Raw genomic sequence first — 13,294 nt, forward strand, 5'->3', positions numbered from 1 at the left:
GGCTCAGCGTTTGCGGAGCCGGAACAACGCCATGCCGTCGGTCTCGCCGGGCAGAAGGACGGCAAGCGCGCCCTCGGTCTGCCACGGGCTCGCCGGTGGCGGCAGCATCTCGATGTCGGGTCGGCCGGCGGCGTGCTCCAGCACGCCCTGCGTCTCGACGCCCGTCAGCGTGCACACGCTGTAGACCAGTTCACCGCCCGGGCGCAGCAGCTCGATCCCGGCATCGAGAATCGACCGCTGGAGCGAGGCGAGTCGGTTCGGTGCGTCGGCGTCGATGCGCCAACGAGCGTCGGCTCGACGACGCAGGCTGCCGAGGCCCGAGCACGGGGCGTCGACCAGGACACGGTCGAACGAACCAGCAGCGAACGGGGGCGCGGTGGCGTCGGCGGTCACGACACCGACCCACGCCGGGGCCGGAGCACCCGAGGCCTCAGCCGTCTTCGCCAGTGTGGCAAGGTTCCGGGCGATCAAGCGGGTGCGGTTGGGACGCAGATCGGCGGCGATGACCTCGGCACCTTCGAGCGACAGCAGCGTGGCCTTGCCGCCCGGCGCTGCACACAGATCGATCGCCCGGTGACCGGGCTGGATGTCGACCGCCTCGGCCACGAGCCTGGACGCGGGGTCCTGCACGTAGCCGTCGTCTCGCTGGTGCACCGTGGCTGCCTCGTTCATCGCCTCCATGGCACGAACCGCTCGTTCGACACCGAGGTCGTCGGTCAGCTGCTGGGCGATCCAGTCGGGGTAGCTGAGCCGAGTGGCATCGTCGGGCCACGGGATCGGCGCCGCCTCGGACTCGTCGATCGCCGCCTTCTCTGCCGCTACCTTGCGAAGCACGGCGTTGACCACGCTCTTGCCCCGTCCCCGTGCTGCGCCCACGGTGGCGCTGACCGCAGCATGAGCAGGGGTATCGAGGTGATGGAGTTGGTAGGTGCCGATGCGGAGGGCGGCGCGTACCTCGGGACCGATGTCGTCGAGGAGGAACCGGTCGACGATGAAGTCGAGCGCACGGCGCATGCGGGTGGTGCCGTACACCAGCTCGGTCACCAGGCCGCGATCGCGGGCCTCGAGGGTCGACCGTTCGAGCATCGGAGGAAGGGCCAGGTTGGCGTAGGCCCCGTCGGTGTCGATCCGCAGCAGGGCATCGATCGCGAGGCGGCGAGCGGCGACACCGGGCTCGGCCGCTCGGCGTTCGTTTGCGCTGCCTTTCGCGCCTCGACCCTTCGGGTTTCGCCTCGGCGAGCGGCGCCGCTGCTCGGCCATCAGGAGAGTCGCTCGTCGGGCGATGGCTGGGCGCCATTGATCCACGACCGAGCATCCATCCGCGCCTTGCCCTCGGGCTGCACTTCGACCAGTTCGAGTGCCGTGGTACCGGTGCCGACGAGGGTGCCGTCGAACTGCCCAGGCGCGAGATCGTCGCGAGTCGACGGCGTCACCGCCCAGATCTTGAACCGCTTGCCGCGGAACTCTCCCCAGGCACCGCCCAGCCGCACCAGCCGGTGGAGCGACTCGGATGACCGGGTCGGGTCGATCCGGTACTCCTCGTTGGCGATCTTCTCGGCGTAGACGGGCTCGCCGATCTGGGGCTCCCCCGGGCCGAGACCGTCGCGGAGCGAAGCGACGAGGAGGTCGGTGCCGATATCGACCAACTCGCCACGAAGTGAGTCGAGTGTCGCGGTGTCGTCGATCGTCACGATGGCGCGTCGGTAGACATCGCCGGTGTCGAGGCCTTCGGCGACCTGCATGACACACACACCGGTCTCGGTGTCGCCTGCCAGCAGCGCCCGTTCGACCGGCGCCGCGCCGCGCCAGCGAGGCAGCAGCGAGAAGTGGAGGTTGACCATCGGCAGTGCTTCGAGCACGTGCGGCTTGATGATCCTGCCGAACGCGACCACGACGCCCAGATCGGCACCGACGTCGAGCACGGCGTCGACGTCGGTGGTCACCGGCAGTCCGAGCTCGCTCGCCGCTGCCTTGACCGGCGAGGGATGCAGGGTCGATCCCCGTCCCCGGCGCTTGTCGGCACGGGTGACGACGAGCGGGATCTCGAACCCGGCGGCGTGCAGGGCGCGCAACGGCGGAACGGCCACTTCGGGCGTTCCGAGATAGACGATCCGACGGATCTCGGCTGGTGGCAGCGCGAGCTCGGTCACCGGAGCCGAGCGATCACGGGCTTGACGTTGGCAGCGTTGACGACAACAGCATCGGTCAGGGCAACGTGGGTCACGGGAGCGTCAGACCGCGCAGCCGGCCGAGCGGCTTCTTCTTCTCCTTCGGGGGATCCAGGAACAGCTCGTTGAGGGTCTTCAGGGCGTCCTTGCGCCGGTCGTCCTCGAGACGGTCGATCAACAGGACGCCGTCGAGGTGATCGAGTTCGTGCTGGAAGAGGCGAGCGAGCAGTTCGTCGGCCTCGATCGAGATCTCGTTGCCGTCGAGGTCGTAGCCGGTGAGGTGGACTTCCTTCGGCCGGACGATGTCCCAGTGCAACCCAGGCACCGACAGGCAGCCCTCCTCGTAGAGCCACTCGCCCCGGGACTCTTCGATCTTGGGGTTGACGATCGACTTGGGGCCGTTGCCGTCGCCGAGGTCGTAGACGAAGAAGCGCCGATTGACCCCGACCTGGGTGGCGGCGAGTCCGAGCCCCGGTTCGGCGTACATGGTGTCGAGCATGTCGTCGGCCAGCTTGGCCAACTTGGCGTCGATGTCGGTGACCGCGTCGGCCACTTTGCGCAACACCGGATCGCCGAAGATGCGGACTTCGTAGGGAACTGCCATGTCCTCAAGGCTATCTGACCGGCAAGAGCTACCGTTCCAGGGGCCGGGCAGCCAGCGCGGTAGCGGGTACCGCAGGAGCCAGGTGACACCGAACGACCAGCCGACGAACGCTCGAGGGCACTATTTCGATGCCTCGCCGGCCACACCGTCGAGCCGTCAGACCGTCGAACTGGCGCTGCCTGACCTTCGCCTGACCCTGGTCACCGATCGTGGCGTGTTCAGCGCCGACCGGGTCGATGCCGGCTCCAAGTTGCTCCTGCTCGACGGACCACCTGCGAATCCATCCGACTCGGTGCTGCTCGACATCGGCGCCGGCTACGGGCCGATCGCCTGCGCGCTGGCGCGCCGGAACCCGCAGGCCACCGTGTATGCCGTCGAGGTCAACGAACGAGCACGGGAACTGTGCCGGGAGAACGCCGGCGCCAACCGGCTCGACAACGTCATCGTCGTGGCACCCGACGACGTGCCGGGCGATCTCGCCATCGACCGGATCTGGTCGAATCCTCCGATCCGAGTGGGCAAGCAGGCACTCCATGAGCTGCTGCTTCGCTGGCTGGCTCATCTCGCTCCCGGCGGCTCGGCCCATCTCGTGGTGCAGAAGCATCTCGGGGCCGACAGTCTGGCCCGCTGGCTCGACGGCCAGGGCTACCCCACCGTGCGCCGATCCAGCCGCAAGGCCTTCCGCCTTCTCGACGTCGCCCCACGAACGGAGCTCTCGTGAACCAACCGGTCAAGACACTCTCCCCTACCGAGCTCAAGCGGCTGCATCGCGAGTGGCGACGCCAGACCGACCTGGAACTCGGCCTCATCCTCGACGGCGTCCAGAACCCGTTCAACGTCGGCTCGCTCTTCCGCTCGGCCGCCGCGTATCGCGTCGAGCGCATGTGGCTGTGCCCGCCGACGCCGGATCCCAGTGAGACCAAGGTCGCCAAGACCGCACTCGGATGCGAGCGACTCGTGTCGTGGGAGGTGGCAGCCACCGGGGTCGAAGCCGTCCAGGCGGCTCGCGCTGCGGGCTATGTCACCGTGGCGATCGAACTGACGGCAACGGCGCGGCCCATGTTCCAGCTCGATCTCGGACCCAAGGTGGCGTTGGTGCTCGGCCACGAGGATCGCGGCGTCCACAAGCAGACCCTCGCCGAGGTCGACCACATCGCCTTCCTCCCCCAGCTCGGCAAGGTCGGTTCGCTCAACGTGGCCCAGGCCGGCACGGTCGCCCTCTACGAAGCGGCCCGCCAGCGCTGGCAGTGAGCGGGCATCGCTAGCCGGTGAACCAGCCGCCGTCGGGGTGGATCAGCTCGCCGGTGATGAAGCTTGCCTCATCGCTGAGGAGGAACAGGATGAGGTTGGCCACCTCGACCGGTTGCCCCATGCGTCCCATCGGCGTGAGCGACATCAGCATCGTGCGCAGCTCGTCGGTCTCGTTCATGAGGCTGGTCATGTTGGTCTCGGTGAACCCCGGCCCGACACTGTTGACCCGGATCCCGAGTGGGGCCAGCGTCTTCGCTGCATTCTTCGTCAACATCCAGACACCCGCCTTCGAGACCGGGTAGCTCGGCGAACCCCACAACGGGTCGCGGGCCGCAATCGACGCGATGGTGACGATCGAGCCCTTCCGCTCCTGTTCGAGCATCACCCGAGAAGCCGCCTGGATGGCGAGCAGGGTGCCGGTGAGGTTGACGTCGAGGACCCGCCGCCAGTCGTCGATATCGAGTTCGGTGAGCGACGCCGCCGGATTGACGGCTGCGGCTTCGGCCCGCATCTGCATCAACTTGAGCCCGCCCTCACGATCGCCCGAGGTGTAGCTGCCGCTGCTGATCCCAGCCGCGGTGACGAGCAGATCGACCCCTCCATAGGCGGCGATGGTGGCATCGACCATGGCCTCGTTGCCCTCGGGGCTGGCGGCATCGAGCTCAACGAACATGGCCGTGCCGCCGGCCGCCTCGATCGCCTCGACCGCAGCCCGACCCGGCTCCGGCTGGAGATCCGCGATCACGATCTTCGCTCCTTCGGCGGCGAGCTGGTCGGCACATGCCCGGCCGAGTCCGTTGCTGCCTCCGGTGATGATGGCGACGCGGTCGGTGAATCGATCTGGTCTGGTCATGGCCGCACGCTACGGGCGAGACCCCGATCGATCAAGCAGCACGACCGATCAGGCACGTCATCCAGCAGCGTGGACGATCGCGCCGTCGACGATGGTGATCACGATCGACGTCTCGAGCAACGAGGCAGGCCCCTCAGCCAACGGATCGCGGTCGAGGACCACGAGGTCGGCCGCCAAGCCCTCCCGGAGCACGCCGGTGAGGTGGTCGAGGTGTGCCGCCCAGGCCGACTCGCGGGTGGCGTGGATCAGCGCGTTGGCGAGCGGCAGCGCCCATTCGGGCCGCAACGGTGCCAGCGACGGGTCGCCCGGGGAGCGTCGGGTGCTCGCCAGGTACATGTTGGGCAGCGGCTCCAGCGGCGCGGTCGGCGTGTCGGTCCCGAAGACCAGCGTGGCGCCGCCGTCGAGGTAGCCCGGCCAAGCAAAGCCGTTCTCGGCCCGTTCGACGCCGAGCATCTGGATCCAGATGGGCAGGATCGCAGGATCGAGGTGCACCGGCTGCATGGATGCCGTGACTCCAAGCGGCCCGAGCCGGGCGATGTCTTCGGTCTGGGCCGACTCGAGGTGTTCAATACGGTGGCGTCGACCGCTGGTGCCGTTCGTCGCCGCCGCCAGCTCCAAGGCGTCGAGGGCATTGCGAACCGCCTGGTCGCCGATGGCGTGGATCGCCACCTGGAGGCCGGCGGCATCCGCGGCGGTCACGACTGGCTGCAGTGACTCGAGCGGCCAGATCGGCTCGTCGTTCGTCCCGTTGGTGTACGGGTCGATCATCGCTGCCGTGCACGCATCGATCGTGCCGTCGGTGATCAACTTGATGCCTGCAACTCGAAGGCGGTCGCTGCGGTAGCGGTCTCGCAGGGCGACGGCCGCCTCGACCTGTGCCAGCTCGGCCTCGGATGAGGACGACCGGTGAACGATCACGTGGGCGACGATCCGCGTCGTGAGCCGACCCGTGGCCTCGAGCCGTGCCATGGCCGCGAGTTCGCGGGCACCGACCGCCATCTCGACCGCCGACGTGATGCCGGCCGCTCGATACGCATCGAGGGCGGCGAGGACCTGGTCTTCGATTTCCGAATCCGGAACATCGGCCAACAACTGCCAGACGAGCTCGATGTTCGCGTTCTCGAGCAGATGGCCGGTTGCGTCACCGTTGACATCGCGCACGATCCGACCCCCGATCGGGTCCGGCGTGTCGCGGTCGATACCGAGCTCGGCCAATGCCGCGGAGTTCACCCACGACGAATGCAGGTCGTTCGCTTCGAGGTAGACCGGTCGATCCGGGATCACGGCGTCGAGCATCTCCTTGGTGGGCACCCCTCCGGGGATCGCCGTGCCGAGCCAGCTCGTACCGAGTACTCGTGGTGCGGTGGGATTCGCGTCGGCCCACCGCGCGATGCGGTGGCAGATGTCATCGAGGTCGACGGCGTCTCGCAGCTGCGCCTTGCGGAGATTGGCCCCGGTCATGGCGACGTGCACGTGTCCGTCGACGAATCCCGGCAGCACCAGGCCACCGTCGGCATCGATCCGCTTGGCGCCGGGCCCGGCGAGGGCGACCGCCTTCGCCGTCGACCCGACATACGCCAGGCGCGACCCGGCGATCACGACGGCCTCGGCAAATGGTTGCGCCTCGTCGGCGGTGAACACCGTCCCACCGACGATCAGTGTCCGCTGTCCATCCACCCGAGTCCCTCCCCTGCCGTATGCGTCGCTGCCGCTCGTACCGAACCGGGCGACTCTATAGCCCCGGCCCCACCATCGCCCGGTGCTCGTAGCTCCGGGACTGCGTCCAAACCAGCGGAACCTTCGGGGCTGCGTGCGCTCTGCACAACGCAGCCCCGAAGGTTGGGCGAGATCGTACGGAAGCCCGGCAGTTCGGGTGGCCGGCAGGTCGGCGGGGAGTCGACGTGGCCGGTGGGCGATGCCGGTGGTGGTCGATGCCGGTGGTGGATGCCGGGGAGGGTCGTCAGATGCGGGGTGGGTCGACGGCCACTCGGGTGCGGGCCTTCGTGCGAGCGAGGTCGTCGAGGGCGTCAGCCAGGCGATCGGGGTCGTCGGCCCGCACGAGGAATCGACCGTCGTCGGTGGGTCCGAGCACGGCGACATCGAGCCGCTGCTGCAGCGGTGCAACGGCCTCGGCTGCGCCCTTCCCACTCACCTCGGCCAGGGCCGAGAACGGTGGCCACCCGAGCTGACGCCGCAGCTCGGCTTCGGCCTCGGCGAAGCGACCGGGATCGGAGCGTACCGCCGCCGCGAGCACCCGGTGCTCGGGCACCCGCGTCTGCACCATCACCCGGCCACCCCCGGTCCGCCCACCCACCATCCGAGCTGCCAGCACGAGCAGGGCCATGGCCTGCTCACCGGAGCGGTAGCGCTGCGCCATCAGCTCCTGGTCGAAGTCGAGGAACACGACCAGGCCGGCCTCGGGCACGCGATGCAGAACGGCCTCGGTCCCCACCACGATCCGAGCCGACGAGTCGTCGTCGAGCTCGCCGACGGGTTCCTGCGCCAGCGCCGCCAATTCCTCGCGGACCCGATCGACCCCGAGCCGCAGGCGCTTGAGGCCGGTGCCCCCGCAGTTGGCACAGACCTTGGGGCGCCGCTCCCCGGTCCAGGCGATCAGCTCGTCGTCGACTTCGGCCATGAGATGTTCGCCGTCCTCGGTCTTGATCAGCTCGCCGCAGGTTCCGCAGGCCAACATTCGTGCCCGGCCCTTGCGGTTGAGCACGCAGACCACCCGCTCCCCCGACGCCCGGCCGGCGTGGAGCTGGCTGGCGAGCTGGGGTGAGAAGATGCCGGATCGCCCCGGATCCTCTCGCCGGCGGTCCACCACCTGGATCGGTGGCCAACCGGCTCGCTCGACCGAACGGGACAGCGTCAGGACCCGATCGGCGACGGCGAGTGCCGCCAGCGATGGGCATGGCGACACCAGCAGACACGGCACCCCGGCGCGTCGGGCTCGCTCGATCGCAACGTCGCGAGCATGCCAGGTGGGATTGCGCTCCTCCTGGAGCGACTCGGCATGCTCGTCGAGAACGACCACGGCGGCCAGATCGGCAACGGGTGCCCAGACGGTGCTCCGTGCGCCGATCACGACGCCGCCGCTTGCGCCCAGGGCCCAGTCACGGCCGGAGAGGCGGATGATTCCACCGGCCCGACGCAGCCGGGCCCCGTGGTAGCGGGCGTCGGCGACGTCGGGCGTGATGACGATCGCGTCGCCGGTGCGGGCGGCGGCGGCAACGACACCGAACAGATCGGAGGCCGGCGACGCCCGCAGGACACTGACACCGGGAAGGGCAAGGGCCTCGAGTGCCAACTCGCCCAGGGGGTCGAGCACCGTCTCGGCCAACTGTTGCGGTCCCGACCGGCCCTCGGGTACGGCGTCGACCATTCGCTCGGGGGATGCCGTCTTCATGACGGTGCCGAGGCGACCATGCCAGCGGTGGGCGGCCCAACGGGCGAGGTCGATGATGTCGGCGGGCGGCCCGACCGACGACCATTTGGAAATCGTTCGCAGCTCGACGCCGCTCGGTGGCTCGACGTCGACCTCGATCACCCAACCGGCAATACGCCGCCCGTGTAGGTCGACCCGCACCATGTCGCCGGGCGCGACCGTGCCCGCCCAGGGGGCGGGCACGAGATAGTCGAACGTCTTGTCCAACCCCGAGACCTCGGGGAGGACTCGAACGACACGGGGTGCTGACACACCCCTGAGCCTACGGTCGATCGCCAGCCTGACCAGCGTGACCGCCGGAGCAGATCAGCTTCGAAGCAGCGGGCTGATCAGAGACCGAGGGCGGTCTTGACGGCGTCGACCCGATCGAGGCGCTCCCACGTGAACGACGAACCGTCCTCACGACCGAAATGCCCATACGCCGCCGTCTGCGAATAGATCGGCTGACGCAACGCCAGATGATCCAGAATCGCCCCCGGACGAAGATCGAACACCTCGTTCACACACGCCGCGATCTTGACCGGATCCACATGCTCGGTCCCGAACGTCTCCACCATCACCGACATCGGACGAGCCACACCAATGGCATACGCCACCTGCACCTCACACCGATCCGCCGCACCAGCCGCCACCAAATTCTTCGCCACCCACCGCGTCGCATACGCAGCCGAACGATCCACCTTCGAGGGATCCTTCCCCGAGAACGCACCACCACCATGACGAGCCGACCCGCCATAGGTGTCCACGATGATCTTCCGGCCCGTCAACCCCGCATCACCCACCGGACCACCGATCACGAACCGGCCCGTCGGATTCACCAACACCTCATAATCGTCATCCGCGAACTGCTCCGGAATCACCGGACGGATCACGTTCTCGATCAGATCCGGACGAATCATCGAATCCCGATCGATCCCATCATCGTGCTGGGTCGAGATCAGCACCGTCCGCAACCGGACCGGCTTGCCATCCTCATAGTCGAACGTCACCTGGGTCTTGCCATCCGGACGCAGATACGGCACCGTGCCCGCCTTCCGCACATCGGCCAGGCGCTCCGCCATCCGATGCGCCGTATGAATCGGTAGCGGCATCAACACATCGGTCTCGTTGCAGGCGTAGCCGAACATCATGCCCTGGTCACCGGCACCCTGCTCGTCATACGCGTCGGTCGTCCCCGACCCGCCCCGCAACTCCTCGGACTTGTCCACACCCTGAGCGATATCGGCCGACTGCTCATCGATCGCGACCATCACCCCACAGGTGTTCCCATCGAACCCGTAGGACTCCTTGTCGTAACCAATCCGCGTGATCGTCTTGCGCACCACCGATGGAATATCGACATAGGCGTTCGTGGTGATCTCACCAGCAATGATCGCCATGCCCGTGGTCACCAGCGTCTCACACGCCACCCGAGACATCGGATCCTGCTCCAACAACGCATCCAGAATCGAATCAGAAATCTGATCCGCCATCTTGTCAGGATGACCCTCGGTCACCGACTCAGACGTAAACGTGAAATTCTTCAACGGAGCTCGCTTTCGAAGGGGTACGAAATCAGGGGTGTTCGGGGGCGTCGATGGCGTGCAATTTCGCTACCGCAACGTCGAGCACGACATCGGCCACAAGGTTCTTGTCGGCAAGTTCGGTGCGCTGTACAACACCTTCCACACCATAAATGGTGACGGCATTGGTGTCGTAGGCAAAACCGACCCCCGGCGCCGAGACATCATTGGCCACGATGAAGTCGGCGTTCTTGCGCTCGAGCTTTCCCTTGGCGTTGGCTTCGAGGTCGTTGGTCTCGGCGGCGAAACCGATGAGCACCTGGCCTGCGGGCTTGTTGGCTCCGAGGCCGGCAAGGATGTCGACGGTCGGTTCGAGGACGACCTGGGGGACGCCTTCGTGCTTCTTGATCTTGTCCCCGGCCACCGTGGCGGGGCGGAAGTCGGCGACGGCGGCGGCCATGACGATCACGTCGCTCGACGCCGAGCGTGCATTCACGGCGTCGGCCATCTGCTGTGCGGTCTCGACGCTGACGACGTCGATCGCGGGATGCACGGGTCGGTCGACGGTGGTGACGAGCGTGACATCGGCCCCTCGCCGGCGTGCGGCCTCGGCAATGGCGTAGCCCTGCTTGCCCGACGACCGGTTGCCGATGTAGCGCACCGGGTCGATTGCCTCACGGGTGCCCCCGGCGGTGACCATCACGCTCCGGCCGGTGAGATCGTCGGTCTGGGTCAGGATGTCGACGACGGCTTCCACCACGGTGGCAGGACTGGCCAGACGGCCACGACCGATGTCACCGCCGGCGAGTCGGCCTTCCTCGGGCGGGACGATGTGAACACCGCGATCGCGGAGCACCTCGAGGTTCTCCTGGACCGCCGGGTGATCCCACATCTCGGTGTGCATCGCGGGCGCTACGACCACCGGGGCGACCGTGGCGATCAGCGTGGCCGACAGCAGGTCGGCCGAGCGTCCCATTCGATAGTCGGCGAGGATCCGTGCCGTCGCCGGGCAGACCAGGATCAGATCGGCAGTCTGCCCCATCGTGGTGTGGGGAATCGGATCGGGGTCATCCCACAACGAGGTCTTGACGTGTTCGGACCCGAGTGCGGTGAACGTGGTGGGCCCGACCATGTGCAGCGCCGCGTCGGTGAGCACGGGCACCACATGGGCACCGAGGTCGACCAGACGGCGCATGACCTCGATGGCTTTGTACGCGGCAATGCCGCCGGTGACGCCGAGAACGATGCGCTTGTTGCCGAGGATGGGATCCACGGTGACGGCCGAACCGGATCAGGCGGCGTCGTCGGAGTCGTCGTCGGTGGTCTCGGCCACCGGCTCGGGGATGATCGGCACGATCTTGTCGGCGGCGATCTCCTCGAACGCGATCGACAACGACTTGCGAGCCACCGAGGTGACCTGCGGCGGCACCATCGACCCGACGCCCTGACCCAGCGTGTTGAAGTAGGCGTTGATCTCGCGGGCACGGGTCGCGGCCAGCGTGCACAGCGAGAACTTCGAACCCGCTCGGTCCATCAGGCCCTCGACTTCGGGGCTCATCATCGTGTCGTATCGTGCAGCCATCGGGCCTCCTCGGAGCAGCTGACGACTATAGCCGCTGTTGGTGTGAGTCGGCCGCCATCTCCGGAGCAGTCGACCGCTCGCGAGCGGCGACGATGGCGGCATAGATGTCGTCGGCACACTGGCCGACCTCGACGTTCACGATGGTGGTGGCACCGAGCTCGGCGCCGGCGTCGGCTTCCTCGCGTGCCTTGGCCAGCCGCTGGGCCACCTTGTCGGAAGGATCGCCGCGACGGCGCAGCCGCGCTTCTTGTTCATCGACCGACGGCGCTTCGAGGAAGATCAGCAATGCGTCGGGATCGAGCGCCACGACCTGGCGCGCTCCTTGGACGTCGATCTCGAGGATGAGATCGCGCCCGGGCGGCGCCTCGGGGGTCGGGGTGCCGTAGTAGTTGTCGAGGAACTCGGCGTATTCGAGGAATCCTCCGGCGTCGATACGCGCCTCGAACTCGTCTCGACTGACGAAGACGTAGGCGTCCTCGGCCTCACCCGGACGCCGTTCTCTCGTGGTCCATGAACGCGACAGCCACAGCTCAGGGTGACGCGACATCAATTCGGCGACAACGGTGCCCTTGCCGACACCGCCGGGCCCGGAAACGACGACCACGAGTGGTTGCCGTTGTGCAACATCTGAGCTCAGGAGGCGAACTCTCTCAGGAGTTTCTCACGCTGCTGGGGGCCAAGGCCCGACAGACGGCGAGATTCGGCGATGCCGATCTCTTCCATCTTGCGACGGGCGGTGACCTTGCCGATGCCCGGAAGTGATTCGAGCACGGCGAGCACCTTGATCTTCGCGACGATGGGATCACCGTCGGCCTGATCGATCAGCTCGTTGAGCGTCACGGTCCCCATCTTGAGACGAGCCTTCACATCAGCTCGCACTCGACGAGCCTCGGCTGCCTTGGCGAGCGCGGCCGTCCGCTGTTCCGGAGTCAACTGTGGTGGATTTGGCATGCCGCGAACACTACCTCAGATCATCGTGCGACTTGGGCCAATCGCGAACTCTGGTGTGACGGGCGTCTCAAGGACAACGCTGGTCGGCCTACTCGAGACCGGCGAAGAGCACCGCCGCAGCGGCCTCGGGATCCTGGGCCAGAGTGACCGCACGGCCGACCACGATGAGGTCGGCACCACTCTCGAGGGCGATGGCGGGCGTGACCGCCTTGGGCTGATCGTGACGATCGCCATCGGCCGCTCGAATGCCGGGGACGACTCGCTTGATGCGTGGCGCCATCTCTCGGATGTCACGCAAGTCGGACGCAGCGCAGACGATGCCGCCGCACCCGGCCTCGACGGCAACCCGCAGACGATTGGGGACGATGTGGTCCGGCGCATCGGTGTCACTGGTCAACACGGTGATGGCGAGTGCGGTCGGCTCAGGCAGCCCGGCCTTCAGTGCCCCTTCTTTGAACCCCTCGACGCCGGCTCGCAGCATGGCGGGGCCACCGTGCGCGTGCATCGTGAGGTAGCTGACGCCAAGGGCACCAGCCACCGACGATGCCTTGCCGACAGTGGTGGGAATGTCGTGCAGCTTGAGGTCGAGGAAGACGTCATAGCCCTGGTCGACCATGGCACCGATCGCGTCGGGCCCGGCGGCGGTGTAGAGCTCGAGCCCGATCTTGACGACGCCGAACCACGGCGCCAGCTGTCGGGCGAGTCGATTCGCCGAGACGAGGTCGTCGACGTCGAGGGCGAGCGCCGTCTTGGCCCTGGTGCTCGGCGAGAGTCCTTCGGTGGCCGGCGCGGCGTCGCTGGTCGGCGTCGTGCTCGGTTCGGTGGTTGTGCTGTCCGCCACGGTGTGCTCCTCGTTCGGGGTGATGTTGGCTGGGAGAAAGTGTTGGGCTGGGAGGTGTTGGTTCGAAAGTGGTGATACGGGATGATCCGCAGAG

14 protein-coding genes are annotated in these 13,294 nt (G+C 67.5%); 2 read left to right on the forward strand and 12 right to left on the reverse strand.

What is annotated here, in order from left to right:
* Positions 1-3 precede the first annotated feature (3 nt).
* The 3 genes from R2733_24965 to def all read right to left on the reverse strand — a co-directional run bounded on the left by R2733_24965 (position 4) and on the right by def (position 2,772).
* The gene (locus R2733_24965; GenBank protein ID MEZ5379769.1) at positions 4-1,260 is read right to left on the reverse strand and encodes a transcription antitermination factor NusB; all 1,257 of its coding nucleotides are present in this window, start codon (positions 1,258-1,260) and stop codon (positions 4-6) included.
* Positions 1,260-2,150, reverse strand: a complete 891-nt coding sequence (locus tag R2733_24970; protein MEZ5379770.1) for a methionyl-tRNA formyltransferase — start codon at positions 2,148-2,150, stop codon at positions 1,260-1,262. Before R2733_24970 ends, R2733_24965 begins: the two co-directional genes overlap by 1 nt.
* A gap of 70 nt (positions 2,151-2,220) precedes the next feature.
* The gene (gene def / locus R2733_24975; protein MEZ5379771.1) at positions 2,221-2,772 is read right to left on the reverse strand and encodes a peptide deformylase; all 552 of its coding nucleotides are present in this window, start codon (positions 2,770-2,772) and stop codon (positions 2,221-2,223) included.
* An 82-nt stretch (positions 2,773-2,854) separates the two neighbouring features.
* Between def and R2733_24980 the strand changes: the two genes are divergently transcribed.
* Together R2733_24980 and R2733_24985 are read left to right on the forward strand one after the other, a co-directional pair.
* Positions 2,855-3,493 carry a methyltransferase gene (locus tag R2733_24980; protein MEZ5379772.1) on the forward strand — a complete coding sequence of 213 codons (639 nt, stop codon included), beginning with the start codon at positions 2,855-2,857 and terminating at the stop codon, positions 3,491-3,493.
* Positions 3,490-4,023: a TrmH family RNA methyltransferase gene (locus tag R2733_24985; GenBank protein MEZ5379773.1), complete on the forward strand. Its 534-nt coding sequence runs from the start codon at positions 3,490-3,492 to the stop codon at positions 4,021-4,023. Before R2733_24980 ends, R2733_24985 begins: the two co-directional genes overlap by 4 nt.
* Positions 4,024-4,033: 10 nt before the next feature.
* Here R2733_24985 and R2733_24990 read toward each other — a convergent pair whose 3' ends face one another.
* From R2733_24990 to pyrF, 9 genes are all read right to left on the reverse strand, one after another.
* Positions 4,034-4,876, reverse strand: coding sequence for an SDR family NAD(P)-dependent oxidoreductase (locus R2733_24990; GenBank protein MEZ5379774.1), 843 nt, complete (start codon positions 4,874-4,876; stop codon positions 4,034-4,036).
* Positions 4,877-4,933: 57 nt separating this feature from the next.
* Positions 4,934-6,553 (reverse strand): amidohydrolase, encoded by a 1,620-nt coding sequence (locus R2733_24995; protein MEZ5379775.1) that lies wholly within the window; start codon positions 6,551-6,553, stop codon positions 4,934-4,936.
* 283 nt (positions 6,554-6,836) lie between these two features.
* Positions 6,837-8,576 (reverse strand): hypothetical protein, encoded by a 1,740-nt coding sequence (locus R2733_25000; GenBank protein MEZ5379776.1) that lies wholly within the window; start codon positions 8,574-8,576, stop codon positions 6,837-6,839.
* A 77-nt stretch (positions 8,577-8,653) separates the two neighbouring features.
* Positions 8,654-9,850: a methionine adenosyltransferase gene (gene metK / locus R2733_25005; GenBank protein ID MEZ5379777.1), complete on the reverse strand. Its 1,197-nt coding sequence runs from the start codon at positions 9,848-9,850 to the stop codon at positions 8,654-8,656.
* A 28-nt stretch (positions 9,851-9,878) separates the two neighbouring features.
* The gene (gene coaBC / locus R2733_25010; GenBank protein MEZ5379778.1) at positions 9,879-11,099 is read right to left on the reverse strand and encodes a bifunctional phosphopantothenoylcysteine decarboxylase/phosphopantothenate--cysteine ligase CoaBC; all 1,221 of its coding nucleotides are present in this window, start codon (positions 11,097-11,099) and stop codon (positions 9,879-9,881) included.
* Between the two features lie 18 nt (positions 11,100-11,117).
* Positions 11,118-11,408: a DNA-directed RNA polymerase subunit omega gene (gene rpoZ, locus R2733_25015; protein MEZ5379779.1), complete on the reverse strand. Its 291-nt coding sequence runs from the start codon at positions 11,406-11,408 to the stop codon at positions 11,118-11,120.
* Positions 11,409-11,433: 25 nt separating this feature from the next.
* On the reverse strand, positions 11,434-12,012 hold the full coding sequence (locus R2733_25020) for a guanylate kinase (GenBank protein MEZ5379780.1): 579 nt from the start codon (positions 12,010-12,012) through the stop codon (positions 11,434-11,436).
* A 29-nt stretch (positions 12,013-12,041) separates the two neighbouring features.
* Positions 12,042-12,359, reverse strand: a complete 318-nt coding sequence (gene mihF / locus R2733_25025; protein ID MEZ5379781.1) for an integration host factor, actinobacterial type — start codon at positions 12,357-12,359, stop codon at positions 12,042-12,044.
* 88 nt (positions 12,360-12,447) lie between these two features.
* The gene (gene pyrF / locus R2733_25030; protein MEZ5379782.1) at positions 12,448-13,200 is read right to left on the reverse strand and encodes an orotidine-5'-phosphate decarboxylase; all 753 of its coding nucleotides are present in this window, start codon (positions 13,198-13,200) and stop codon (positions 12,448-12,450) included.
* Positions 13,201-13,294: the final 94 nt, after the last annotated feature.

It is taken from the genome of Acidimicrobiales bacterium (assembly GCA_041394265.1).
Classification (GTDB): Bacteria; Actinomycetota; Acidimicrobiia; order Acidimicrobiales; family SZUA-35; genus JBBQUN01.

Excerpts from the sequence above, each read along its gene's own strand:
- R2733_24990 (MEZ5379774.1), bottom strand. The coding sequence starts at position 4,876 with ATGACCAGACCAGATCGATTCACCGACCGCGTCGCCATCATCACCGGA.
- mihF (MEZ5379781.1), bottom strand. The coding sequence starts at position 12,359 with ATGCCAAATCCACCACAGTTGACTCCGGAACAGCGGACGGCCGCGCTC.
- def (MEZ5379771.1), bottom strand. The coding sequence starts at position 2,772 with ATGGCAGTTCCCTACGAAGTCCGCATCTTCGGCGATCCGGTGTTGCGC.
- R2733_24965 (MEZ5379769.1), bottom strand. The coding sequence starts at position 1,260 with ATGGCCGAGCAGCGGCGCCGCTCGCCGAGGCGAAACCCGAAGGGTCGA.
- rpoZ (MEZ5379779.1), bottom strand. The coding sequence starts at position 11,408 with ATGGCTGCACGATACGACACGATGATGAGCCCCGAAGTCGAGGGCCTG.